This is a genomic window from Glutamicibacter sp. AOP5-A2-18, assembly GCF_052446055.1.
Classification (GTDB): Bacteria; Actinomycetota; Actinomycetes; order Actinomycetales; family Micrococcaceae; genus Glutamicibacter.
Genome location: NZ_JBQSVW010000001.1, coordinates 3,577,208 through 3,603,139, shown reverse-complemented (window position 1 = coordinate 3,603,139; position 25,932 = coordinate 3,577,208). Strand labels below are relative to the sequence as shown.

Annotated in this window: 22 protein-coding genes; 10 read left to right on the top strand and 12 right to left on the bottom strand. The window is 54.7% G+C overall.

Features of this window, described 5'->3' with window-relative positions:
- Positions 1–516 precede the first annotated feature (516 nt).
- The 8 genes from rpmH to ACT3RW_RS17195 all read left to right on the top strand — a co-directional run bounded on the left by rpmH (position 517) and on the right by ACT3RW_RS17195 (position 6,135).
- Positions 517–654, top strand: coding sequence for a 50S ribosomal protein L34 (gene rpmH / locus ACT3RW_RS17230; protein ID WP_075972541.1), 138 nt, complete (start codon positions 517–519; stop codon positions 652–654).
- A 65-nt stretch (positions 655–719) separates the two neighbouring features.
- The gene (gene rnpA / locus ACT3RW_RS17225; protein WP_131089650.1) at positions 720–1,073 is read left to right on the top strand and encodes a ribonuclease P protein component; all 354 of its coding nucleotides are present in this window, start codon (positions 720–722) and stop codon (positions 1,071–1,073) included.
- On the top strand, positions 1,073–1,450 hold the full coding sequence (yidD, locus tag ACT3RW_RS17220; RefSeq protein ID WP_131089649.1) for a membrane protein insertion efficiency factor YidD: 378 nt from the start codon (positions 1,073–1,075) through the stop codon (positions 1,448–1,450). Before rnpA ends, yidD begins: the two co-directional genes overlap by 1 nt.
- The gene (gene yidC / locus ACT3RW_RS17215) at positions 1,450–2,424 is read left to right on the top strand and encodes a membrane protein insertase YidC (protein WP_131089648.1); all 975 of its coding nucleotides are present in this window, start codon (positions 1,450–1,452) and stop codon (positions 2,422–2,424) included. The genes yidD and yidC overlap by 1 nt, the downstream gene beginning before the upstream one ends.
- Before the next feature lie 2 nt (positions 2,425–2,426).
- A complete protein-coding gene (locus ACT3RW_RS17210) occupies positions 2,427–2,954 on the top strand; it encodes a Jag family protein (RefSeq protein WP_131089647.1) in 528 nt (175 codons plus the stop codon).
- 46 nt (positions 2,955–3,000) lie between these two features.
- Entirely contained in the window at positions 3,001–3,642 is a 642-nt protein-coding gene (gene rsmG, locus ACT3RW_RS17205) for a 16S rRNA (guanine(527)-N(7))-methyltransferase RsmG (protein WP_444614589.1), read from the top strand.
- A 175-nt stretch (positions 3,643–3,817) separates the two neighbouring features.
- Positions 3,818–4,741 carry a ParA family protein gene (locus ACT3RW_RS17200; RefSeq protein WP_278184788.1) on the top strand — a complete coding sequence of 308 codons (924 nt, stop codon included), beginning with the start codon at positions 3,818–3,820 and terminating at the stop codon, positions 4,739–4,741.
- 194 nt (positions 4,742–4,935) lie between these two features.
- Positions 4,936–6,135 (top strand): ParB/RepB/Spo0J family partition protein, encoded by a 1,200-nt coding sequence (locus ACT3RW_RS17195; RefSeq protein ID WP_444614588.1) that lies wholly within the window; start codon positions 4,936–4,938, stop codon positions 6,133–6,135.
- A 3,505-nt stretch (positions 6,136–9,640) separates the two neighbouring features.
- Here ACT3RW_RS17195 and trxA read toward each other — a convergent pair.
- The 5 genes from trxA to ACT3RW_RS17170 form a co-directional block, all read right to left on the bottom strand.
- Positions 9,641–9,964 carry a thioredoxin gene (gene trxA / locus ACT3RW_RS17190; protein WP_131089644.1) on the bottom strand — a complete coding sequence of 108 codons (324 nt, stop codon included), beginning with the start codon at positions 9,962–9,964 and terminating at the stop codon, positions 9,641–9,643.
- A gap of 29 nt (positions 9,965–9,993) precedes the next feature.
- Positions 9,994–10,962 (bottom strand): thioredoxin-disulfide reductase, encoded by a 969-nt coding sequence (trxB, locus tag ACT3RW_RS17185; protein ID WP_444614587.1) that lies wholly within the window; start codon positions 10,960–10,962, stop codon positions 9,994–9,996.
- 100 nt (positions 10,963–11,062) lie between these two features.
- A complete protein-coding gene (locus ACT3RW_RS17180) occupies positions 11,063–12,817 on the bottom strand; it encodes a hypothetical protein (RefSeq protein ID WP_444614586.1) in 1,755 nt (584 codons plus the stop codon).
- 126 nt (positions 12,818–12,943) lie between these two features.
- A complete protein-coding gene (gene murJ / locus ACT3RW_RS17175) occupies positions 12,944–14,704 on the bottom strand; it encodes a murein biosynthesis integral membrane protein MurJ (RefSeq protein ID WP_444614585.1) in 1,761 nt (586 codons plus the stop codon).
- Positions 14,688–15,227 carry an NUDIX domain-containing protein gene (locus ACT3RW_RS17170; RefSeq protein WP_131089642.1) on the bottom strand — a complete coding sequence of 180 codons (540 nt, stop codon included), beginning with the start codon at positions 15,225–15,227 and terminating at the stop codon, positions 14,688–14,690. The genes murJ and ACT3RW_RS17170 overlap by 17 nt, the downstream gene beginning before the upstream one ends.
- A gap of 124 nt (positions 15,228–15,351) precedes the next feature.
- Between ACT3RW_RS17170 and ACT3RW_RS17165 the strand changes: the two genes are divergently transcribed.
- Both ACT3RW_RS17165 and ACT3RW_RS17160 read left to right on the top strand, forming a co-directional pair.
- Positions 15,352–16,803 carry a CCA tRNA nucleotidyltransferase gene (locus ACT3RW_RS17165; protein WP_444614584.1) on the top strand — a complete coding sequence of 484 codons (1,452 nt, stop codon included), beginning with the start codon at positions 15,352–15,354 and terminating at the stop codon, positions 16,801–16,803.
- Positions 16,804–17,387: 584 nt separating this feature from the next.
- A complete protein-coding gene (locus ACT3RW_RS17160) occupies positions 17,388–17,510 on the top strand; it encodes a hypothetical protein (protein WP_262198890.1) in 123 nt (40 codons plus the stop codon).
- Between the two features lie 139 nt (positions 17,511–17,649).
- On the opposite strand, the gene ACT3RW_RS17155 is transcribed toward ACT3RW_RS17160, so the two are convergent.
- The 7 genes from ACT3RW_RS17155 to ACT3RW_RS17125 all read right to left on the bottom strand — a co-directional run bounded on the left by ACT3RW_RS17155 (position 17,650) and on the right by ACT3RW_RS17125 (position 25,833).
- Complete coding sequence (locus tag ACT3RW_RS17155; RefSeq protein WP_444614583.1) at positions 17,650–18,735, bottom strand: inositol-3-phosphate synthase; 1,086 nt, start codon at positions 18,733–18,735, stop codon at positions 17,650–17,652.
- A gap of 295 nt (positions 18,736–19,030) precedes the next feature.
- Entirely contained in the window at positions 19,031–20,263 is a 1,233-nt protein-coding gene (locus ACT3RW_RS17150; RefSeq protein WP_444614582.1) for a DUF6716 putative glycosyltransferase, read from the bottom strand.
- An 8-nt stretch (positions 20,264–20,271) separates the two neighbouring features.
- The gene (locus tag ACT3RW_RS17145) at positions 20,272–21,285 is read right to left on the bottom strand and encodes a hypothetical protein (protein ID WP_444614581.1); all 1,014 of its coding nucleotides are present in this window, start codon (positions 21,283–21,285) and stop codon (positions 20,272–20,274) included.
- Positions 21,286–21,293: 8 nt separating this feature from the next.
- The gene (locus ACT3RW_RS17140; protein WP_444614580.1) at positions 21,294–22,640 is read right to left on the bottom strand and encodes a polysialyltransferase family glycosyltransferase; all 1,347 of its coding nucleotides are present in this window, start codon (positions 22,638–22,640) and stop codon (positions 21,294–21,296) included.
- Positions 22,637–23,635 (bottom strand): glycosyltransferase family 2 protein, encoded by a 999-nt coding sequence (locus ACT3RW_RS17135; RefSeq protein WP_444614579.1) that lies wholly within the window; start codon positions 23,633–23,635, stop codon positions 22,637–22,639. The genes ACT3RW_RS17140 and ACT3RW_RS17135 overlap by 4 nt, the downstream gene beginning before the upstream one ends.
- A gap of 111 nt (positions 23,636–23,746) precedes the next feature.
- The gene (locus tag ACT3RW_RS17130; RefSeq protein WP_131089635.1) at positions 23,747–24,640 is read right to left on the bottom strand and encodes an N-acetylneuraminate synthase family protein; all 894 of its coding nucleotides are present in this window, start codon (positions 24,638–24,640) and stop codon (positions 23,747–23,749) included.
- 11 nt (positions 24,641–24,651) lie between these two features.
- A complete protein-coding gene (locus tag ACT3RW_RS17125) occupies positions 24,652–25,833 on the bottom strand; it encodes an acylneuraminate cytidylyltransferase (RefSeq protein ID WP_131089634.1) in 1,182 nt (393 codons plus the stop codon).
- Positions 25,834–25,932: the final 99 nt, after the last annotated feature.

Here is a 25,932-nt window from a genome sequence, read left to right as displayed (position 1 = left end):
TAAGGGCGCCCCACTCTCGATAAAAATGCAATCTTGGTCACACGAATCTTGTTTCCAAGGCTCGAAAACGCCGTTTTTTGGACGACGTCTCCATTGATTCTATCCACCATCCACACAGTTATGCACAGCTAGGTGGAAAAAGTTGGCCACTAAACTGTGGAAAAGAGGTTTTCCCTTGAGAATAAGCGTTTTAAGCTTGGAGATGACCTGCGGTTTCGTGGCTAAATGTGAACTTTCTTTCGTTATACACAGTAGTAATCCACAAGTTTGGGGTAGATTATTCACAGGCTAACCGCCTGCCGGGCGAAGTTGGTGGAACTGTCGCGCCAATTTGACCTATGGCGAACATTTTTCTATTGTTATTCAGTCCTGTGTGCTTCATTTGCGACTTGCTCATTTTTTAGAAGAGCCCGCGAAATACGCACACTTTTTATAAGTTACGAGCGTCATCCTGTTGTTCACTGCTAAATAGTCAACGGGAAGAACGCATCATCTAGATCGTCTTGGAGTGTCACCGTGAGCAAGCGGACTTTTCAGCCAAACAACCGTCGTCGTTCGAAGAAGCACGGTTTCCGTCTTCGTATGCGTACCCGTGCAGGTCGTGCCATCCTTTCGGCACGTCGTGGCAAGGGCCGCACCGAACTCTCAGCATAAATTTGCGACTCAGCTGTTGGCTTCATGATTTCAACGAGCTCAACTAAAGAGCTGGTTGAACCATCATGTTGCCAAAGAATCAGCGACTGCGCTTAGCGCAGGACCTAACAGTCACAGTACGTTCCGGCGTCCGAAGCGGACGCCGGAACGTCGTGCTATATGCACGCCGCCGCGAAACTGAAGAGTTTGCGGGGGACCGGTTTGGATTCATAGTTTCCAAGGCTGTTGGTATTGCCGTTAAAAGGAATCTCGCTAAACGACGAATGCGAGAAATCGCCCACGAGCTTCGGCGCGTAGAGGGCGATGTTGACTTTGTCGTACGTGCGCTTCCTGGCGCCTCGGAACTTTCTTGGGATGAACTTCGTTCCCAGATCAACGCATCATTTTCCGCTGCGTTAAGGAAGCTCGAGGATCGCTGATGCGTAAGGATTCTGCCCCCCGCACTGGGTTGCTGTGGATCATCATTGATATTCCACGCAACACCGTCATCGGGTTGCTAAAGATTTACCGAAAAATCATCTCGCCACTATATGGCGATGTATGCCGATACTTTCCTAGCTGTTCTGCCTATGGGCTCGAAGCGGTGACTCAGCACGGCGTTGTTAAAGGTGCCGGACTGACCACTTGGCGAATCCTTCGGTGCAATCCGTGGTCTCACGGGGGCGTCGATCATGTTCCTGAGGGACCAAGGATTTGGCCAGAAGGCAAACTGCCGAGGATCATAGTTCTGAATCATCCTGTGATTCCCGACGATGAAGACGCCGCGGATAGCGGCCGCAAGGAGCTCGACCACTGATGAACAACTTTCTAGACACCATATTGACTCCGTTTACTTATGCGGTGTCGTGGGTTTTGTGGGCATTCCACGAACTGTTCACTCGGATTGGCATGAACGAAGGTTCAGGCGTTACCTGGACCCTCTCGATCATCTTCCTTGTGCTGCTGATCCGTACGTTGCTGATTCCAGTATTCGTCAAGCAGATCAAATCGCAGCGCGCTATGCAGGCCTTGCAGCCTGACCTTCGCAAGCTACAGGCGAAGTACAAGGGCAAGACCGACCAGATGTCGCGTCAGGCTATGGTTCAGGAGCAGCAAGAGCTGTTCAAGAAGCACAAGACTAACCCGCTGTCTTCCTGCTTGCCTCTGTTGATTCAGATGCCGTTCTTCTTCGCACTGTTCCGCGTACTGAACAATGCCTCGCACGCCAGCGAGAACCACCAGTCCGTTGGCGCCCTCTCTGTTGAGAACATCCGTAGTTTTGATAGCGCCGAGATCTTTGGTGCTCCGCTATCGGAAACTTTCTTGGGAACCTTCAACTCGGGCCATACCAACTGGGCCGTCGTAGTTGTTGCCGTCATCATGATCCTCGCGATGATCGCATCGCAGTTCTTCACCCAGCGCCAGCTGATGACCAAGAACATGAGCAAGGAGGCACTCGAAGGCCCGTTCATGCAGCAACAGAAGATGATGATGTACATCCTGCCGTTGGTCTTCGGTATCGGTGGTATCAACTTCCCAATTGGTGTTCTGATTTACTGGACCGCTACCAACCTTTGGACCCTGGGTCAGCAGTACTGGGTTATCCGTAACAACCCAACTCCAGGCTCCCAGGCAGAGCGTGAACTTAACGCTCGCCGCGCAACCAAGGGTTTGCCTCCAGTAGGTGTTAAGAAGGAAGACGCAGCTGCAGCCGCCGAAGAGGCAGCACTCCAGCAGGCTAAGGGCCAGCGTGACCAGCCAAAGCGAAATAACCGCCGGAAGAAGAAGTAGCGATGACTGCAACTGAGAATATTGACGCTCCAACCGTGGAGCCTCAAATCGTGGCACCACAAGACGCCCTCGACGAGGGTGAGGTTGCTGCAGACTACCTTGAAGAACTTCTGGATATTGCTGATCTTGATGGCGACATCGACATCGAAATCCGTGGCGGACGTACCTACATTTCGATCCTCACCGATGAGGACGATGACTCGCTCAATAGCCTCATTGGCGATAAGGGCGAGGTCTTAGACTCTCTGCAGGAACTGACCCGACTGGCAGTTCTTACCGCTACCGGTGAGCGTTCCCGTTTGATCCTGGACATTGCAGGGTACCGTACGGACCGTGCTGGGCAGCTGAAGAAGTTGGCTGAAGAAGCCATTGAGTCTGCTCGTTCAACGGGTGAAAAGGTCCACCTGGATCCAATGAGCGCCTACGAACGTAAGCTCGTGCACGACGTGATTGCCGATGCAGGATTGCACTCGGAATCCGAGGGTGAATCAACTCGACGCCATATCGTTATCTCGGTACTGGACAACTAAGCAACATCGCGCGCAAGCGTGCTGATCGACCTAAAGGACCAAGACCATGACTGAGGATCTCAGCCTTACTGCAGAAGAGACCCTGGCCGCTGAAAAGATCTTCGGCGACCGCCTGGATTTAGCTAAGCGCTATGTCCAGCACCTGGCTACCTCAGGCATTGAGCGTGGACTGCTTGGCCCTCGTGAGGTACCGCGCCTGTGGTCCCGTCACGTACTCAACTGTGCCGTGATTGAATCGGTCATCGAGCGCGACGTCGAAGTTGCTGACGTAGGCTCCGGAGCGGGCCTTCCAGGCCTCTGCTTGGCCATTGCCCGCCCAGACCTCAAGCTGACTCTCATTGAGCCACTAGAGCGTCGTTGCATCTGGCTTTCGGAAGTCATCGATGACCTTGGCTTGGATAACGTGACGGTTATGCGTGGACGTGCTGAGCAGATGGTTGATGCCGTTAACGCTAGCTATGTCACTGCACGTGCCGTCTCCGCACTGACCAACCTCGCTGGCCTGACGATCCCCCTGCTCCACGGCAAGGGCCAACTTATTGCTATCAAGGGTCGCTCAGCCGCCGAAGAAATCGACAAGGCTTCCAAGGCCATCCGCAAGCTCGGAGGCAAGGAAACAGAAGTCCTCACCATCGGTGGAGAATTCCTCGCAGAGCCAACTACGGTGGTTCGCATTAAGGTTGGCTAGCCCAACGCGATAGTCTGTTTAATAGTTCTTGGGACGCTAACGGCAAATTTCGCGCGAGCTGTAGGCCTGAAGTTGTTTAGCAATTCCAATAACTTGTTTTGAATGTTTCACGTGAAACATTGTCGGTGTTGCCTTGAATATGGGTTGCATCAATTCACGAGGAGGAGTTTTACCTGTGTCCAAGACTAAGAGCTCATCGAGCAGCGCTTTTGACTTCAGTGACTCGTCCTCGCCACTGGCTACACAGATAGCTAGCGAACTTCGTCGTCGCGAAGCTTTGGAGGCCACCACGGTGCCAGCGCCTGATAAGACCCGCTATTTCACGATCTCAAACCAAAAGGGTGGGGTCGGTAAAACGACGACCACTGTTAACCTTGCTGCTGCTCTAGCGCAGGGCGGAATGAACGTTTTGGTGATCGACATTGATCCGCAGGGCAACGCCTCAACCGCTCTCGGAATTGAGCACCATGCCGAGGTCGACAGCATCTACGATGTGCTTATCAATGATCTTCCGTTGGCTGACGTTGTTGCAACCTGCCCAGAGCTTCCTAGCTTGCAGGTAGCTCCTGCGACGATCCACCTCGCTGGTGCTGAAATCGAGCTTGTATCCCTCGTGGCGCGCGAGCAGCGCCTACAGCGAGCCTTAGATGACTACGCACGTACGCGTCAGCGAGAGGGTCTCCCACGACTCGACTACGTGTTCATTGACTGCCCACCTAGCCTGGGCCTTCTGACCGTCAACGCTTTTGTTGCTGCACGCGAAGTTTTGATTCCTATCCAGTGTGAGTACTACGCATTGGAAGGACTGAGCCAGTTGCTGAAGAACATTGAGATGATTCAGAAGCACTTGAACTCCAAGCTGACCGTCTCCACGATTCTTTTGACCATGTATGACGGTCGTACCAAGTTGGCCGCGCAGGTTGCTAATGAAGTTCGCGAGCATTTCCCTGAGCAGGTTCTTGAAGCAGTAATTCCTCGGTCCGTTCGTATCTCCGAGGCACCTAGTTACCAGCAGACCGTCATTACGTACGATCCCAACTCAACTGGCGCACTTTCGTACAAGGAAGCAGCCCAAGAGATGGCCGAGCGCGGCGCTTAGTCTGCCTCAAGCCGTTCCACGTAAATAGATCGATATTTACGTATTTTTTTGTTTGTTTTTCGTGTTCACTTTAAGCGGTTTGAAGCGAAGTCAACACTGGAGCTAGGCTTTTGCGCGCGCATCCCCGTATGAAAGTTTAAAAACAGTAAACTAGTCTCGGGCTGAATGTTCGGACGAAAGGGCGTGCAATTAACATGGCAGAGAAGAAGCGTGGATTGGGTAGGGGACTAGGTGCTCTTATCTCGAGCTCGCCTGTCACGGAGATTGCCGAGGAGAAAGTCGATGTTTCACGTGAAACATCTTCGACTGAGACTAAAGCGGATTCCGCAAAAAGTAAGGCAGCACGTCCTGTAGACATGTTCTTTGAACCGGGTCGCAAGTCCTCGGCACCAAAGTCTGCTGCGCCAGCTGCAAGCAAGACTACGAAGCGACCACGCGCGACGATGCCAGGGTTGAATAGCTCGTTGTCCACCAAGCCAGTGGTTGAACCCACCGAAGCTGAAAAGCCAGCTAAAAAGACTGCACCAAAGATCGAAGCACCTTCGGTGACAACCGATGAGACGTCCGATCTTGTTGAGGTGCCGGGCGCTAAATTTGCGGAACTTGATGTAACGCAGATTCATCCTAACCGTAAGCAGCCAAGAACCAATTTCGACCAGGAACACATGGATGAACTCATCCATTCCATCCGCGAAATTGGACTTCTTCAGCCCATCGTTGTTCGTCCCTCACGCGAAGCTGATGACGCACCGTATGAGCTGGTCATGGGTGAACGCCGTTGGCGCGCGACGCAGGCGGCCGGCCTGGAAACCATCCCAGCAATCATCCGCGACACACAAGATAATGATCTTCTTCGCGACGCATTGCTTGAAAACCTGCATCGTTCGCAGCTGAATCCTCTTGAAGAAGCGGCTGCATATCAGCAGCTATTAGAAGAATTCGACTGTACTCAAGAAGTACTTTCGGATCGTATTGGACGTTCGCGTTCGCAGATCTCCAATACTATTCGTCTCATGAAGCTGCCTCCACTGGTTCAGCGCCGGGTGGCAGCGGGAGTACTCTCCGCTGGACACGCGAGGGCATTACTTGGGCTTTCGAACAACGAAGCCATTGAGCAACTAGCCCAGCGAATCATCAACGAAGGCCTTTCCGTACGAGCTACGGAAGAAGCGGTAGCGCTCAGTGACGACAAGCCTAAGAAGGCTGCAAAGAAGACCAAGGAGACTCAGCGTAACGAACGCCTAGACTTCCTCGCTACGTCGCTTGCGGACCGCCTGGACACGAATGTGAAGATCCAACTTGGCTCGCGCAAGGGTAAGGTCAGTATTGAATTCGCCTCCGTCGATGACCTCAACCGCATCATGCAGGTCATTGACCCTGAGATGAAGCAATAATTTAGCAGAAAAGGCGCATGTTTCACGTGAAACATGCGCCTTTTGCATTTAACGACGCGTTTCACGTGAAACATCATGGAGAGGAAGACGAACGGATGTTCTCGTCCTCAGTAATCCACAGACTCCAAGGGCATCGATAACTGGTGGAATCGACCGAGCCGAAGGAAATCCTATTCAGTCCTACCAGTGGTACCTGACGGGGCTGACGAATGCACACACCTGGGGTACAGGCCTCTCCAGTCCTGCGATCGAGGGGACAGACGATTGATAGGGTGATTAGCCGTGAAGTTTCACGTGAAACATTACGATTTCAACGTTTGACGACGCAGGACTACAGATTTATGCGACCGCAATCGGCGAAAGTTCGGTTGCAGGGGATCCGGGCTTAGAGCGAGTCTAGGAACGACAGAAGGATCCAGTCCGTCAGCCGCAAATTTGCCTCCAAGATGTAGCTCCAATATTGGGATGAAGAGGTCTCTGGAGGAATCACGGTGGAGATGTCAGATTCAGATGGGTCGGCGTTGAACTGCGAGTGTGTAGCTACAACGTCGGATGCAGCGTCGCAAACCACTAATGATCTTGCTGGCCGACTCAGTGTAGCTACCTGGCTTCTGCATACGTGGAGATATGCTTTCGCTCGGACTGCAACAACAGCATTGGGGAGTGTCCCTGGGGTTGGAAAGATTTTCTGTCGCGAGGAATAGAACCACGGGCCTCAACTGAAGTACCGTAGCTATCTTCTAGAAACGGTGTTCCTGATTCGCTGTCACGAGTCTCCAAGGAACTACATAACTGTTCCACCTCTCCGAGATTGCAATACACGATGATCAGGATTCATTAGTTTAGAGATCGTTTTGGCTTCTCCACGGAGGTTCCGAGAGACTAGCGCGTCATCAGATGTAAGAGCGCTGATGCTACAAACATGAAACGCGATCACTGAGACGGATAGGGGATAGGAGCATCTGACATGATTCGCGGATGGACAGTTGCGGCGAGTAGGAATTGAAGCAATCAGTTGCGACTAGGCACGGGTTTCTGATCAGGATCGCCTGCGCTGAGTTACTGGTCTGTAGATTCAGCAGAGACGCACCATAAGTGTGCTCTCGACCTCCGCGACGAATACTGACGGTTTCTTCAAGCACCTGATGAGCTTCAGCTGGAGGGACTATGTGTCTACGGAACTGAATCAGTTCACCGAGGGGGAGTGGTTCTTGATCTACGTAGTGAGTTCATGCCTGTGTCTGGCGTCAGGCTTGAATGATTTCTCCGTGGGCGTGCCCCCGACTGCGGACACGTAGTTCGGTCCAGGTTCTGACGTTTCACGTGAAACATCCGTGTTCGGATGGCCTTCATAGGACTTTCTGAGACCTGCGGGGCGACGGGGCAGTTCAGGTCTTCCCTTAAATAATTATTGGAGGCTCAGAAATTTCCTGTTCGATGATTATGTATTGGTGCTGATCAGTATCAGTGTCTCGTACTGTAAAGCTGAGCATCATGGGCGCTGCGGGTCTGTTGTTGAAACACGATCCATCCGTTGCCGCCTGTTCCTTGGCGTAGCAATGAACAGCAGGACTGTGAACAGAAGGGAGCGCCTCGAGTAGGTTCTATCCAGGCTGAGCAGTGCAAGTATTGGATGGGCACGACGAACTACATTGATGTTTCACGTGAAACAGTGGTGAAAAGTGCGTAATTGCGCAGGCACTTCCAGCGACGGATTGCCGTACGTTTCACGTGAAACATCCAAGCGGACTGGTGGCATAGTTCTTTAGAAATCCTGGAATGCAGTTTAGGTCGCCACGAGATTGGTATCCATCCCAGACAACATAGTGCTCACATTGTTCTGGGGAAGCCAAGTGAAGCTCAGTTAGCCATTCAAATGAGGACGGCAGGCTATATGGTGTCGAAGAATGAAAACAGGAAACGTGTCCAGAAGAGACGGCTTAGTACATAGAGACATGCGAGTATGTGACGGATGCGCGCTATGCCGAGCCCACGCTGAGTGACGGTCTCGCAGATCGAAATCGACGCCTGCCGCGCGATCAACGTTGTGGCCTCAGCGGTGGTCCCGACCTCATGTATTGACCCTTCAGAAGCGACAGGAGCTGATGCCGGAGTAGCCCCGGATCGGGCGACCATGATCGGGTGCGCCCAGAGAGACTTGCGCGGTTCATGGGCCGATAACTTCTGCTGTACAGCGTGACCTAGATAGAAGTTCGAGCTCGTAAGGAATGGATACCACTGGCCTAGTTTTATGCGAACAAAAGCGCCGAAGACACGTGTTTCAAGTGCCTAAATGCCCAACAGAACTCCTCTAGGGCAACCGAGCACCCCTTAGGTGCTCTACGGCCCCCTCAGGGGCCTCCAGAGCCTCCTCTCTCGTGAGAGGTTCCCCCACGTTTCCACGTGAGGCCCCTACGGCCTCTAGAGGCCGATTCTAGGCTGTCCAGTGATCCAGAGAGGTTCCGGGATGACTATAAGAACGAGTTTTGGGCCTATCGAGCGCATACTCTAGGCAATTGGTACCGCGATGAGTGCATGTCATGTCGGCAGAACGCAACAGGAGGCATCAGGAGGCTGAACTCGCGGCGCTTGACGATGTATATCGAGCGTCGAAGGAAAGCTCACGAATTATGGGGGAGAGCGAGCGGCTAGCTGACGTATGGCTCTCTAAGATCTAGTGAAGATCAGCTGAGTTTCAGGTGGGGTGTAGAGACTGTGTCCGGTCTTGAGGGAGAGCTCCTATGAGCGTGATGATCTCCTCGCCACCAGGTTGGTTGGACTGAAACTTGGACTAGATAGCTCCTAAGGGAAATTTGAAAAGATTCGTTCAGTTGACTCTGTCCGTATGCTCCGTGTGGGTCGCGGACAGACACCGGGGCAGCAAGCTGAAGCTATAGACACTGAGGGCACGGACATTGCGAAGAGGATGTGTCTTTGACAGCTTGGGCGTTCAGGGGAGGAGCTATCGTTGTCAGCATCGGTGGCCAAGAACTCAAGATTCCATCTCGGTTCACAACAATTCCATGCGGGACTCGGAGAGCAAAAAAACCGACGTTTTAATCGATAACTACACATAGGTCTAACGCGTTGGTCTGAAAGAGTCGTGAATACAAAAACTGACGGGATCTACAAAGCAGACTTACACCGTGGAAGGAGGAGCTAGTTTTCCTCCCGAGGGAACCAACTGCAGTTCAAGGGGTTGCTCTGGCTGATTCGAGAGAAATGCAAATACCATTTTCGATCGTAGAGGATGCATCTTTGGCAACCACCGGCAGGCGCTTTGAACGAACCGCTCTCCTGAGCCCGGTGAGGTCAGAATTCTAGTTTCAAGTAAGAATATCTAGAAAAACAAAGTAAATAACTTTCATACCGCATATCGTGCTCCAAATAGCTCTCAGGAGAGGCACCTAGTTCACCCTAACCCCAGCTAGGGTCTGAAAATATGCTGAGACAAGAAAAGGGGGACCGGCCGATGGCCGATCCCCCTTCTGGTAAAGCTAGTGACTTACAGGTACTCTGCAAAGTCCTTTTCGATGACAGCCTTTGGCTTAGCACCGATCGAGGTAGCTACGTGCTCGCCACCCTTGAAAACGTAAACAGCAGGGATGCTGGTGATGCCGTACTTAGCGGCGATGCCCTGGTTCTCGTCAACGTTGATCTTTACAACGTCTACCTTTTCAGCGTGCTCTTCAGCAATCTGATCCAGTACTGGACCAAGCTGGCGGCAAGGACCGCACCACTCTGCCCAGAAATCGACGATGACTGGCTTTTCGGAATCCAGAACTTCGCTCTGGAAGGTTGCTTCAGTTACTGCTTTTGCGTTGCTCATGAGAGACAACCCCTTTCTGAGAAATCTACTTAGACGGTAGCTACGGTTTCGGTGGTGATGTTGGCCAGGTAGTGCTCCACGTCCTGTGCAGCGGCGCAGCCGGAACCGGCTGCGGTGATTGCCTGGCGGTAAGTGGAATCGATGACGTCGCCTGCAGCAAATACGCCTGGCAGCGAAGTCTTCGAAGTACGTCCTTCGACGGCGATGGTGCCCTCGGAAGTCAGCTCGAGCTGATCCTTGACGAGATCAACGCGTGGGTCATTGCCAATGGCAACAAAGATACCGGTGACGTCCAGGGTGCTCTCGGCGCCGTTGACGAGGTTCTTCAGTGCAATGCTCTGAACCTTATCCTCGCCGTTGATGCCGACAACCTCTGAGTCCCAAACGAAGTCAATCTTCTCGTGGGCCAGGGCGCGATCTGCCATGATCTTTGATGCGCGCAGCTCACTGCGACGGTGTACAACGGTGACCTTGGTAGCAAACTTGGTCAGGAACAGTGCCTCTTCCATGGCTGAGTCGCCACCGCCGATGACGGCGATGTTCTGGTCGCGGAAGAAGAAACCGTCGCAGGTAGCGCACCAGGAGACGCCGTGGCCGGAGAGGCGCTTCTCGTCTTCTAGGCCCAGCTCGCGGTATGCGGAGCCGGTGGAGACGATGACGGCATGTGCACGGTAGGTGGTGCCATCAGCCAGCGACAAGGTCTTGATGTCGCCTTTCAGGTCCATTTCGGTAACGTCGTCGAACAAGATTTCAGCGCCAAAGCGCTCTGCCTGCTTCTGCAGGTTGTCCATCAAGTCTGGGCCCATGATGCCCTCTGGGAAACCTGGGAAGTTCTCCACCTCGGTGGTGTTCATCAGTTCGCCACCAGCTGTAACCGAACCTGCGATAACCAGAGGTTTAAGGTTCGCACGGGCGGTGTAAATCGCAGCTGTATAACCCGACGGGCCGGAGCCGACGATGATTACGTCGCGGATTTCGTCGTTCTGTGCTGAAGTCACGGGGATAGAACCCTTTCGTCCTAAAATTGCGAGGTGGATAGCGAGGCTTTACCTCACTATCCACCTCAACGTATGGCTTTGCTAAAAAATTCCGCTACTGTTACTTGGCGGAGAATTCACCGATTTGCAGACCGTATGGTCGCGATGAGTTGCTGCCCGATGCCTTACGAGGCAGGTCGGTGACATCGAGGAAGACGTAGGAGCCTTCCATGGAATCCTTATCCCCGTCCTTCACGGCCACGGAGACCGATGGGCCGGAGAATGAGCCCTTGGCTACAGACTTAGCATTGCCCAGATCATCGGAATCACCAACGAGGATCTCGTAGTCACCGCCGGTGCCATTCAAACCTTCCAAGTTCACCTCGGAGATGGCCGCCTTGTCCTTGAGCTCGAGGATGAAGACCATATTGGAGGCGAAGCCACCGAAGTTGCTGGTGGTGTAGGTGAAGGTGTCATAGGTGCTCGAGGCGTTGCCGTCGACCATGTTGGCCAGCTTGCCATCGGTTTCAGCATTCAACTGCTGGTTACCAGGAACCAGTCGTGAAATATCCGAAATTACAGGCTTTGGCAAGGCCGGCTCGGAGGATTCCTTCGGCTTGGCCGACTCGGAAGGAGCAGCGGACTGCTGAGGCTCGTTGGTGGTATCGGCAGTAGTTTCCTTATCGCCACCAAGGAAGTTGAAGGCGAAGACCACAGCAAGGATCAAGATGATCAGCAGAACCGCGCCAACCACAATGCGAGTGCCCTTGGACGTCGACTCATCATCTTCTTGCCCGGTGGCCGCAGCCTGGTTTGGGATGACAACGTTTTTGGCGGCGGCTGGGAAAGTTGATGCCTTGGCTGCAACAGCGGCTGCACCAGCAGCAACAGCGCCCGCGGCACCTGCTGCGGCACCGGCTACACCGGCACCCTTCTTCTTGGCGGGCTTCTGCTCGTCCTCAACAGGCTTGTTATCCGCAGCTGGCTTCTGAACTGGCTGCTGAGCTGGCTGCTGAGCTGGCTTTGCTGCCGCGGCACCTGCTGCGGTTCCGGCGGCGGCGCCAGCAGCGGCCTTAGGCTTGGTGGAATCTGATTTGGCGGACTCGGACTTGGCCGAATCAGACTGAGTCGAATCCGACCTTGCGTCAGCTGGCTTTGCAGCCGCTGGGGTATCACCCTTTGACTGGGCGGCGGCAGCTAAGGCTGCGGTGGCGGTGACGTTTGGCTCGTCGTCCTGATCATCAAGACGGGTAACCGCTGGCTGACCCTCGGTGGTCGGTGGCTCGGTGGAAGCCACAGGGTGGGCAGTGGTAGCCGGAACCTGCTCGTTAGGAGCGGTCTGGTCCGACTGCTGGCCATTGGCCTGGTCTTGGTTTTTCTTGCCGAAGCGGTTCTTCAGACCGGCAAAACCGCTGGAGAAGGCGGTGCCGAACTTGTTTTGTTCAGCAGGCTCGACCTCGTACTGGTTGTCGTCCTCGTAAGACTCTGGGGCGGACTGACGGGTCACGCCGAAGATCTCGGTGCCCAAGGTGTCGGTGAAGAACGGTTCAACGTAGGGTGCGTCGTCGGACTCGAGAACTAGGTCCAACAGGTCCGAAGAGCGTGCCACATTGGCCACGAGGTAGCTCTGGTTGGTGTCGGTGATGCCAAGGTCCAGTACCTGGACGTTGGAGGCGCGTTCACCCATCGCAATTTCGCGGGCACTAGCGGCCAGCTGAGAGGAGTTCTCGGCCGAAGCCACCATGATGCTGACGGAGCGATTAAGTACTTGGTCAATGCCTGCAAGTACCAAGTCACCTTCAGCTGATGAAAGGACGGTCTCAGTGACCTGGTAACGGCCGCTGAGGACAGAGCCGACATCGATTGGCTGCGCCACGTGCATCTCCAAGGGTTGATTGTTCTTCGGTAGCAGTACTCAGACCACCACCTGTCATGTTACCTGTCAGCGGGGCCGATTTGGTGCCAATCTTGCGCAGAATCACTGGCAAGTTTCCAAGGTTTTTTAGCGCTTGAATCCTGGGATTCTTCGAAGGATCGGACCGAGGAAGCCATCAAGCTCCGGCACCTTGGTTTTGTGGAGTAATCCGATGTAGACAACGCCCATGGTTCCGGCCACCGCAATGATCGAAATTATGGCGTTAATCAGCGAGGAGTAGGCAAATCCGAAGCTGAATCCACCCAGTAGCCACAGCACCAAGCAGCCCACTGCGCCGGAGAGCGTAGCCATCCAACCGATGCGAACATAGGTATCGATCACCGACTGCACACCATAGTTTCCGTAGCGGCGCTTAACCAGGAAGTGGGTGCCGATGCAGGAGAGCACGTTGGTCAGGCCGTAGATGAAGGCAATGGCCGCAGCGATGTGCATTGGGTCAATCACGGCTGCTGCGGTGAAGGCCAAGATTAGGCCAACCGCCGCGGTGGCGGACTGGATCAGCATCGGGGTGCGGGTATCTTCTTCGGCGTAGAACACGCGCAGCATGAAGAACTGGAGGGACTTAAATGGCAGGCCCAAGGCGGTGAGAACCAACAACTGGCCCAGTGCTCCGGCGGCTTGCGCGGCGTTCTCCGAGGAGCCAGCAAACAGTCGACCCAGCGGACCGGCAAGCACGATAAACACGATGGTGCAGAAGACGATTGGGATGGCGGTAGAGCGCATGCCGCGGTTCAGTAGCTGGCCAACATCGGCGTAGCGCTTTTCGGTGAAGGCTCTTGCGAAGTCGTTAAACAGCACGGTGGCCACGGTCAGCGCGAACAGCGAGTGTGGCAAAACGGTGATCAGCTGCGAGGTATTCAGCGCGTACTCACCGGCCACCGAGGCGGCCTGTTCGGAAGCCATGGAGGCACGAGCTGCGGTGGCACCAGAGACGATCTTGGAGTACAGCAACGAGGAGAGGTTGCCGATGACCATGGCGCCCAAGGTCCAGATGGCCAGCTTGCCCACGTGGCGCAGGCCCATGCCGCGCCAGCCAAAGTCAAAGCTCAGCTTAATGCCGACCTTCTTCAGTGGCCAGAAGAGCACCAAGGACTGCAACACAATGCCTAGGGTGGCGCCACCGGCAAGCCACATGCTTTTGACCGCGCTCCAGTCCTGCATCGGATCGCCCGAAGAGTAGGCGCCGAAGGTCAGGATGAAGGCGCCAATGACTAGTAGCTGAATGATGTTGTTGACCGCCGGGGCCCACATAAAGGCGGCAAATCGCCCGTTGGCGTTGAGTACCTGGCCTAGTACCGCGTAGAGCCCGTAGAAGAAGATCTGTGGAAGAGACCAATAGGCAAACGCGGTGCCCAGCATGATCATCGGGTCGGTCCAGTTGTTGGTCAGCGCGATGATCAACGGTTTAGCGCAGATGGTCAGGACCAGGGTGAGCAGCCCCATCACCACCACAACCAAGGTCAAAAGCTTTGAGGTGTACGCAGCACCTCGGTCTTTAGCTTTGGACGCCTTGATCAGCTGCGGGATCAGCACCACGTTGAAGACGCCACCGGCGAGCAACATGTAGATGATCGTCGGGATGACGTTGGCTTTTTCGAAAATATCGGCCACCGAGGTGACCGAACCAATAGCCATCGCCAGCAACGCGGTGCGAGCAAAGCCCAACAGACGCGAAACCATGGTTCCCGAGGCCATCAGGGCGTAGATCTTAGAGCGTGAGCGTCCCTGCTGGGTATGCAGCTGCTGGGGAGATTCGGCGACTAAGTCCATGGCCCCGGTCATTGGCTGCTGATCGGAGCCCGCAGAAGAATTAGGAACCTGAGACATGCTTTGTAAGAACCTCGCGTGCCAGATCAGCGATCCGGCGTTCATTAGGGAAGGACAGGCGTTTGCCTAGGGCATCAAGAGGTACCCAGGCAACATCGACGGCTTCGTGATCGGGGTCGTTCTCGATCGTTAGTTGTCCGCCAGTAGCTTCCAGCAGGAAATGGTGCACAGTTTTGTGCACCCGGTAATTGGTCACGGTGAACCAGTAATCGACCGAACCCAACGGGGCAAGGATCTTTCCGGCGATGCCGGTCTCTTCCTCGATTTCGCGGATAGCCGCTTCCTCATTGTTTTCTATTCCCTCGGGGTGACCCTTGGGCAGGCACCATTCCAGCCGTCCGCCACGGTTATACCGGGCGATAATTGCGACGGGGAGTTTGGGTGCGTTGAAGTCGATCACAATGCCGCCGGAAGAGACTTCTTCCACCGTTGGCAAGCTTGTATGACCGCCAGTTGCCTGCGCACGAGCCATTGACGCAGTCAATGGGGTGCGCTTTGGGGCAGACGGGATCGGTCGGTTCATGGATCCACTCTATCGAGAAAGTGGCCTCGTTCGCTTTATCGACGTGGACAAGTAAGTTATATCGCAAGCAATTTCAGCGCATTTTCAAGCATTTTGCCCAGATTTCTGGCACGCTTAAGTAACTATGCATGCACTTCCCTCACCTGACGTATTACGTCAAATCCTGCCCTCGGTTATTTTCGACTTGGCCGACCGTTTTGTGGCGGCGGGCCATGAGTTGTCCTTGGTGGGTGGACCGGTCCGAGATCTCTACTTGGGTCGAGTATCCCCGGACCTAGATTTCACCACCAGCGCGCGCCCGGAAGAAACCATTAAGGTGATCTCCGGTTGGGCCGATAATATCTGGGATGTGGGTCGAGAGTTCGGCACTATCGCCTTCAAAAAGGGCGAGCATACTTTGGAAGTCACCACGTATAGGGCAGATGCGTACGACAGCCAATCGCGTAAGCCAATTGTTGCCTTTGGCGATAACCTGCACGATGACCTGTTCCGCCGTGACTTCACCATGAACTCGATGGCACTTCGATTGCCAGATCTTGAACTGGTGGACCCCTTTGATGGGGTGTCCTCGTTGAGAGATCAGTCGATCAGGACTCCAGGTGCTCCGGATATTTCCTTCTCGGATGATCCATTGCGCATGATGCGTGCAGCGCGTTTTGCTTCGCAGCTGCAGATTGAAGTCAGCGCCGGGGTTCGTCAGGCCATGAGCGAGATGACCGGACGTATTGAGATCATTTCCGCGGAGCGTGTGCGTGACGAATTGGTGAAGCTGATCAAGGGAGCAGATCCTCGGGCGGGCATCAACCTGCTGGTTGAGACCGGGTTGGCTGACAGAGTACTGCCTGAAGTTTCAGCACTGCGCCTAGAAATTGATGAGCACCATCGGCACAAGGATGTCTACCAGCACTCATTGACTGTGCTCGAGCAGGCCGTCTCGATGGAAACGGATCAAGATGGCCCAGTGCCTGGACCCAACTTTGTTCTGCGCTTTGCAGCGTTGATGCATGACATTGGCAAGCCGGCCACACGCAAGTTTGAACCTAACGGCGCGGTGTCTTTCCGCCATCACGACATGGTTGGCTCCAAGATGGTCAAGGCGCGCATGCGGGCCCTGCGTTTTGATAAGGAAACCACCAAAGCTGTGGCTCGGCTCGTTGAGCTGCACATGCGGTTTTATGGTTACGGCGAAGCAGGCTGGTCTGACTCTGCGGTGCGCCGCTACGTTACCGATGCCGGTGACTTGCTTGAGTACCTGCACCGCCTGACCCGTTCGGATGTCACCACGCGCAATCGCAAGAAGTCGGATCGACTGGCCTTTGCCTACGATGATCTCGAGGCACGCATTGCGCAGATTGCTGAGCAGGAAGAGCTGCAGTCGATCCGTCCAGACTTGGACGGGCAGCAGATTATGGGCATCTTGGGCATTAAGCCTGGGCCGGTAGTTGGTCGTGCCTACAAGTTCTTGCTCGAGCTTCGTTTGGATGAAGGTCCGCTGGGTGAAGATGCTGCCATTGAGCAGCTACGAGCTTGGTGGAGCGAGCAGCCTGAAGCGCAGGAAGCAATTACCGAAGAGTAACTGCTGACAAGCACAGAGACAGAATGAGCACCCGGCACCCTCAAGGGGCCGGGTGCTTTTTCATGCTCGAAAAAAGTTCTTAAACTTTTTGACCTAATTAGTGGCGGAGCCTGTGCAATCCATGTATGCTGAATACTGTGATTGGGAAGTCTCAATGAGACTTGCGGATCGATGAAACTTATTAGCAGGCCCCGTGGTGATTCGCGGCTGGCCAACAAATAGATCTTAGGAGGTGGAGAAACGATGAATATCAATCTGGATATTTCAACTCATCGCACATGGCGAATTGACGGTGGCTTTATGTCTACCGGCAATCACGGCCTTTTCTCTCCAACCTCCGGAACAGTGGATTCCTAGAACACGGTGATCCCCACCCAAGTTCCTGAGGTTGAAAGTCAGTAATCGACTCCCACCTTAGGAACTTTTTTCATGTCTAGCCTCCTGTTTTCCTCATCCGCTCAACAGGCTGTTCGCACCTCGGAACTTATCTTCGCAGGACCCGAAAGCCTCAAGGCTCGCGCAATCTCCACGACGCGACAAGATCTTCCCAACCCTTCGAAAGTTAACGAAGGGAGGGAAAACAAATGAAAAATCGACAAGCCAGTCGCAAGTTGAAAAACCTCGACAGCACAGAATTTAACCGTCGCATGCGTGAGCGTGAACTGAAAAACCATGTGCCCGTAGAGATGTACCTACGTATTCGTTGATCCGCGACAACGCCATTACCGTTGTCCGTCCGTCGAATCAGAGGTACCCCATAATGAACTCGCATATTAATGCTCAGAGGCCCGCCGGCCTGCAAGCCGGCGGGCTTCTGCGCATCTAAGGGTGTTTTGGTAGTGAGAACTAGCGTTCCACGTCGCCGCGGATGAAGGCCTCGACTTTGTTGCGTGCTGTTTCATCGTCGTACTGCTCGGGTGGCGACTTCATGAAGTAGCTCGATGCAGACAAAATTGGGCCACCGATGCCGCGATCCAGGGCGATCTTGGCTGCGCGTACCGCATCGATGATGACACCTGCAGAGTTTGGTGAGTCCCAAACTTCTAGCTTGTACTCCAAATTCACTGGAGCATCTCCGAAATTGCGTCCCTCGAGGCGAACAAAAGCCCACTTCCGGTCATCCAACCAAGCAACGTAGTCGCTCGGGCCGATGTGAACATCGTCAGCGGCCAGTTGAGCCGAAGTATTTGAGGTGACTGCCTGAGTTTTGGAGATCTTCTTTGATTCCAAACGGTCGCGCTCGAGCATGTTCTTGAAATCCATGTTGCCGCCAACGTTCAGTTGGTAGGTGCGGTCGAGCACTACGCCTCGGTCTTCAAACAACTTGGCCATCACACGGTGGGTGATAGTCGCACCGATCTGGCTCTTGATATCGTCGCCAACAATTGGGACGCCCGCTTCGGTGAATTTCGCAGCCCACTCGGGAGTGCCAGCGATGAACACTGGCAAGGCATTAACAAAAGCAACGCCGGCATCAATCGCGCACTGAGCGTAGTACTTGGCGGCCTGCTCAGATCCAACGGGAAGGTAGCAGACTAGGACGTCCACCTTGTTTTCCTTTAGCTGCGCAACGATATCTACCGGCTGCGCAGCAGACTCTTCGATGGTCTCGCGGTAGTACTTGCCTAGCCCATCAAGGGTGTGACCGCGCTGCACCGTAACCCCGGTCGTAGGAACATCAGCGATTTTGATGGTGTTGTTTTCGCTGGCCAGAATTGCTTCTGCGAGATCGAGGCCGACCTTCTTGGAATCAACGTCAAAGGCAGCAACGAACTGAACATCACCAACGTGGTACTGGCCGAACTGCACGTGCATAAGACCTGGAACGCTGGCTGCTGGGTCCGCATTTCGGTAGTATTCAACACCTTGGATAAGTGAAGTGGCGCAGTTGCCTACTCCAACGATGGCAACGCGGATCGGATTTGCTGACACATGGGCTCCTTTGAAAATGTGTAAGACCTTCGGACTTTAGGGCGCATCAAAAGCACGTGCTGGAGATTGCCCTTGAAGCTATTAAGCCGTATGACGATCAGAACATTCCCAATCAGCCAAGACATTACAAATCTAAAGCTGAGTAGGGCGGACCCCGGCGACCGCGATCAAAGGTTGATGGTCGAAGCTGAGCTAACAAGGACAGCCATTTTGTACAGAAGTAAAAAGACTTTTACTCGTGTCTCCTAGCTGGAAGTCAGGTCAAAATCTATGTCAGCAGCAATTTACTAGACACTCATGACATAGTTCTAGCTCTGCTGCCACGTGAGCGTTGGTAGCTACGGCGAACCTTCAGTAAGACCTTGACCACCGGCGATGGCAAAGACGTGCGCAGGCGATGACGCAAAGGCTGTCGGCGAATAAAGGCCAACATCTCAGGGTCAGTGCGTAGCTTGCCTTCATTCGCCCGCTGAGCCAATACCTCGAGGGACTGAATGAAGCTGCGATCCATGCGGTGGAAGTAGTTTTCCCTTAACCAAGCTTTGCTGGGTTCACCGAAATTCAAGGAAACAACGTCATCCAAATCGCCGATGATGCCCGAGGCAGTAAATACGGTATTGATCATCTGAGTACTGACGCCAAAATCAGAGAGCACCATCGTGGGTAAACCTCGATCAATGGACTCTAAAGCGGCAGTAGATGACACGGTGACCAGTGCGCTGCCCGGAACCAGGGCTTCGCTCATTGACCCCGCATCAAAGCGAATCCGTGATTCTGAACTGATCAGCTTTTGAGCTTTGAGGTTATCGAACAGACTGTCATAGGGATAGGCCTCCATATGCGTCTGCGGTTCACCCGCCTTGGCACGAAGCTTTATCAGAACCTCAAGGCCCGGATTCATCTGGCTAGCCTTTTCCAACGCTAACAAGATGGATTCACGCTGCTGTTCAGTCTCTGGAACCTTGGCCTGAGGCGCAAACACCAGACGACTGACCTGGTGCTCCTGGACCGGAGGGAAACCAATGGAATGCAAGAACGGCAGCTTGCTGACCATGATGGTCGGCTGATGACCCTCGCTTAGCTCGGTCATATAGGAAAAATCGCGAGCTTCGGCATGAGAATGACAAATAAACGCATCGCCTGCGCGACGGTAATTCCAACCCTTACGAGTCGCAGGATAGGCCACACCAGGCAGAGCAGAAATTAGTGCGGTGCAACGTCCGTCAATCGGTTCGGTACGTAGTATCCGTGAGTAAATTTCAGCGACAACAGGGCCAGTTGCCGAGGCAAAAACAAGGTTTTGCGCCACCGTATCGGCGTTGAGCTGAGAAAGCTGAATGACCTCGAGCGCCGCTGGATCTAAATCGGTTCCTTCGAAGGCTGCCGCGATTTGTTGTGCAGTTGGCATGACAGGGGTGCGCGCCAAATAGATCTTCCGGTCCCATTCAGGGCCTAGACGGTGCAAAAAACTTGTTGCCATTTTCAGGTATGAATCTGAGTCGGCAATAGCGAGAATAGAGGGTTTCATTAGTTTCTTCACACCTTCAACGAACTGGATAGGTGCTCACGAAGTTCAAGTTCTGTATCGTCGGTCCACCAATGTTCAGGAACCGCCTGCGGGTAAAGGAATCGCGCATCAGATCCCAGCAGCAATCGCAGTGAAGGGATGACCGTGGAAGGAAGCGCCCGGATTTCCTGGCCGGGACGCAGCACACGAAGGCGCATTTCAATGGGCACCGTATGTTCCTTGAGTACTACTTGATCAATCTTGGCAATCTTTTCCAGCAACTGTGGGGTCTCACGTCGGTGCGGGAAATAGGCCACCGAACCTTCCGAAGCGATCTGTTCAACCCACTGCAGGTAGGGCTGTTCGTGAATCAACTGATCGGCAACCATGGCTGAACCGATCAAAAGGGTTGGTTCGGTGAAACTTTCGGCCACCGGCTGAGTAGCGAGCCACTCAAACTTGTGTTGAGCGAACTTGATTCCCAACGCGGTCATCTTCTGACGAGTCGGAGGATCAACAAAAAGCGCCGAGACGATCAACAGTCGCTCTTCACGTGCGAGCTGGCGCAACCGATGCCAGGTAGCAAGACCCATGGCAACTCGTGCTGCCGAATTCTTGGCTCGAGCGCGGACCAAGGGCACCGGAGTATCGCTAATGAGCTGCTTGATCAGTGCCAAGGTTGCTAGCCCGTCATCGATGATGATGATTTCTTTGGCTTTAACTCCGGCCAGCAAACTGCGCTGCACCTTTCCCGAATAGGCATCTCCGGTCACATAACGGTCCGAAGAGCTTTTAGGATGAGGTGGTTTGCGTGCGGCCGGTTCAAAGTGAACACCATCCGGTGCACGAGCCAGCAACGCTTCGGTGGTTGCCTCCAGAGGCATGCCCAAACGTGGGACGACCCTAATGTTCGTACCAAGGAGCCCTGCCGCGTGAGTTTCTACGGCAGAGAGTAACTGCAAGGGGGATTCAACCCACACGTGTGCCGTGCCAAAGCGAGGCCGTGGAACTTCGTGAGTATCATGCTGGGTCAGTTTCATCATGGTGAGGGTCATTTTGCCAGTCGGCCCAGGGATCTGGACAATTTATCAAGTCTCTTTGACCCTTTACGCAAGACTCGACGCGAGGCTGAACGAACCTTAGACGGCAAGGTACGTCGCGCAGGGGCCAGATGAACGAAGCGTGGTGGCAGATCCAACTTGGTGATGCGACGGCGCTTGAAGTGTTCAGAGAAATCAAGGTAGTTGGCGGCCAGGAACTCTTCAGCGGCCTCACGCAATTCAGGTAACTGATTAGGCTGCATGCAGTACGCCACGGCTGTCAGCAATGCCGAAAGTTGGTCATCAGTTTCGCTGTGTGTAGGAGCTGGCAGGCCCTGAACAAACAGGGCATGAATGATCGAGAGTGGAATACGGTTCGAATTCTCATAGGGAGCCAGCGCCTGGAGCATCATGCCGGTGCCCACGGCATGGACCTCGGTATCAAGAATGTATCTGGCCGTGGCCAGGCCGGTAGAGAAGCAAGAGATAACAACCTTCGGTCGCACCGCAGTGATCACCGTTTCTGCCAGATGATCTGTGTTCAACACTCGGAAATCTAATCCCAATTCGGCGCCGACAGTAGCCAACCGCGCAGCCGAGGTGGCACTGGCTGAAGGGTGCGCCTTAAACAAGACGGTACTCAGCCCACGGTCTATGGCAACTTGGAGCATATTGACGTGAAGATCAAACTCTTCTTCGGAATCCATCAATCCAAGGGATCCGAGGTACTGTCCGAGGATCAGCGCCGAGGACGCAGGCAAATCAAAATGAGCATCGGTAGCGAGTTCAGTGAAAACTTGAGCCAACTGCTCGGTATGAAGTTCTTTGCGTGCTGGCTCGAGCTCGGCGAGCAGGTGCGGTTCCAATCCAGGAACTAGATCCACATGGATTGTTCCCATCAAACGTTGGCGCAACGACATAGCTAGCCTGGAACGGGTTGGGCCATAGGACATGAGCCCGTCCGAGTGAACCCATAATTGTGCATCAAAGAAGATGCGAGCCAGGGCGCGGGCAGGGTTGACCTGAATCGATTCCAAAACCAAGGTCAGTGTCCCGTCACCGAGGTCCCACGCTTGGCGCAGCAGGCGCTCAAAAATGTGTAATTCGTCTTCACGCGGGTTGAACTGAAAAGGGCGGCGCGGGGCCAGCAGTGCAGCGAAGTCCACCACCCGATCAAAACGTGAGGCAAGTTTTTCAAAGCCTGGAACCTCATCTAACGCGGTGGTTAGCTCTGGAACCTGTGAGCCATTAACCAAAACTAAAACGTACTCATCTGCTTCTGGAAGAAGTCCTGCATCGGCCATCGCGGCCAAAGAAGCGAGCTGGAAGTAGCTGCTGGCTTCAATCAGTGCGATCACTTGCTGACCCCGATCTTCCCTGGCTGGAGGTAGGAAAGGATATGCCGGCGCCGGGCAACATCCATTTCGAGTACTACTTGGTGGGCAACGGTGACGTCGATGTCGCTGAAGATTTCTCGCAGCTGCTGCTTGATGGTCAGTCGCACCTGCGGTGGATAGTTCTTGGAACGCTTCTCGTGGTGGCACACGATGGCGAAGAACTGCCGCAAAGCCTTGGGAAGATGGCGGGCGGAATCTGGGTGTTCTCGTACGGCAGCGAGCACTTGTTTGTAGGCCTCGAGGAAACCTAACTGGCGCTCGTCAAAAACCTGGCTGAGGGAACTTGGTAGTCCGCGTCGGTAGAAGACGCTGGGGGAGGAGATGACTGCATAGCGTGAGGTATCGAGGTGCAGCTTCCAGATCCACGGACGGTCCTCGGCAGATTGCAACTGCTCATCAAAGTAGAAGCAGCCGATGCTGCGCATGAGCTCGGTGCGGTACATCCCGGCCCATGAGTAGGGGTAGTCCACCATGGACGGTGAATCGATTGGCTCAATGTCATCAGCAGGATTTAGCACGATGCCACGCAAGGCTTGAGGAGCACGGAACATCACGCGGGTGGTGCCACTGACGCGGACGTGGTCGCAGCGTACAAAATCAACGTGCAAGTTGCTCAAGGTGTCCGCAAGGGTAGCCAGATGCTGCGGGCCATACCAATCATCTGGATCCAAGAAAGTGTAAAACTCGCCAGTGACCTGTTCCAACGCGATATTTCTGGCAGCTGAAACTCCGACGTTTTCTTCCAACGTGATCAGCTTAAGCCCCGGGACTGTGTCCAGGTACGACTGGACTAAGGCGTCGGTGGCGTCGGTGGAAGCATCGTCAACCACGAGCACTTCCATCTCCCAACGGCCCAGCTGTTGGCGTGAAAGGGAAGCCAGCGCGTCGCAGATGTACGCCTCCTGGTTGTAGGCCGGGATGACCACGGATATGCGGCCAGGGATCGGGCTCGTCATGGCGGGACTGGCTTCCTTTGGTTGGTGCTAAGTGATGAAGTGAAAACTAATGACACTCGGCGGCCGGACCGGGAAGGTTCGGCCGCCGAGAAGTCACGGGGAGAACTGAGATTATGCGTCGACGCGGCGCAGGCGGCTCAGTGGAGCCAACTCGCCTGGGAAGACCTTCTTCACGCCGTCACCCATGGCCTGCTCGAGGATGCGGATGTCGCGGATCAGCGACTCGAAGCCCTTTGGCTCAAGTGAGGAAGCCTGATCCGAACCCCACATGGTGCGGTCCAGTGTGATGTGACGCTCTACGGTCACAGCGCCCAGTGCCACGGCTGCCAGCGAGATCTGCAGGCCGCGCTCGTGGCCCGAGTAGCCCACTGGAACCTGGTAGCGATCGCGCAGGGTTTCGATCATGCGCAGGTTAGCCTCTTCTGGAGGCAGTGGGTAGGTGCTGGTGGCGTGCATCATGACCAGGTTGGAAGTACCCAAGGTCTCAACGGCCTTGTCGATCTGCTCGATGGTGGACATGCCAGTGGAGAGAATGATTGGCTTGCCGGTTTCTGCCAGGGCCTTGAGCAGCTCGATGTCGGTGACCGATGCCGAAGCTACCTTGTGGGTGACTGCACCCTGCTCTTCCATGAATTCAACCGAAGGAACGTCCCATGGGGAAGCAAAAGCGTGTAGACCCTTGGAAGCTGCGTAGGAGATGAGCTCCTTGTACTGAGCTGCATCAAACTCAACGCGGTAGCGGTAGTCCAGGTAGGTCATATCGCCCCATGGGGTGGAGCGGATCTTGTCACGCATATCGGTAGGGGTGGAGATTTCCGGGGTGCGCTTTTGGAACTTCACTGCGTTGGCGCCGGCCTCAGCCGAAACATCAATCAGCTGCTTGGCGATTTCGATGTCACCATTGTGGTTGATGCCGATTTCGCCGATGACGTAGACCTGCTGGCCTGCGCCGAGCTGGGATTCGCCGATGGCTACTGGCTTGATATCGGTGGTCACGGAGGTCATTGACTTGCCTTTCATTGGGTGAAACTTGGGAAATTTGTGGTGGAGCGTGCCGCGATCACTAGCTCTGCTAGTTCTCGCACCGCCCCATAGCCGCCCTTGCGGGTCAGGCGGTGGCGTGCAGCTTGGTGCACTTGGTTGTTGGCGTCGGCCACGGAAATGGGCCAGCCAACAAGTTTCATGGCGCCGAGGTCATTGATGTCGTTGCCGACATAGGCCACTCGTGCCGGGTTGATCGATTCATCGGCCAACCACTGGGCCAGGTATTCGGCTTTATTCTCGATACCGTGGGCCACTTCAACTTTTAGTTTGGCTGCACGGGCGGCAACCACCGGGTTGGCCTCCTTGGAGAGGATCAGGAACTTCACTCCTGCGGCCCGAAGCCGAGCCACGCCCATTCCATCGGAGCGTGAAACACGAACGGATTCGGTGCCGTGCTCATCCACGTAGGCGGTATCCGGGGTGTGCACACCATCAAAATCGGTGATGACAGCGTCAACCTCGATCGGTGCCGGCTCATCGGTGACGCTGAGTTCGGCGAGCTTGAGATCTGCCTCGGTATCAATGTCGATACCGTGTTCGGCGGGAACCTCATGGACTCGAACCCGGCCGAAGAACCGGTGTCCGGCAGCTAAGAAGCCTGCGGTTTCCATCGCGTAGAACGCTCCGGTTTCAAGGAAGCGTGGTTCGCGGTCCTGGCGGCGTGGGCGGTGCAGCTTTTCGTGCCCGATGGCCACCGCCTCGCCCTGCTCATCAAGTCCCCAGTGGAATCCGTGGTCGGACACTGCTGCGAAGCTGACCTCAGCGCGCCCGGAGGTCACCGTGGTGATGGCAGCGTCGAGATCGGCTGGGTCGATAAACGGGCTGGTGCACTGAATGAACAGGGTCACCGCTGGCAACGTGTTGGTGTTTGCCAAGACATGTTCCAGGACTGACTCACTGCTGGCCGTATCCCCGGCGATATCTGCCGGTCGGTCAACAACTCGCGCCCCGTAACGAAGTGCTTCGGCTTTGATCTGTTCATGATCCGTGCTGACCACGACGTCGCTGACAGTCGCCGCAGCCTTTGCTGATTCAATGGCTCGACCGAGCAGCGACTTGCCGCCGATCTCACGCAGGTTTTTGAGCCGGATGCCCTTGGACCCTCCCCGCGCGGGGATGATCGCCATGGCACTTGGCTGATTGGTTTCGTTCACAAATACGACGCTATGGGCCTTAGTTAACTAGCCGGGAGTATTTAGGTAAACGAGGGGTGAAGTCACGGTGTAATCACCTGCAAATTTGCTGAATGTGAG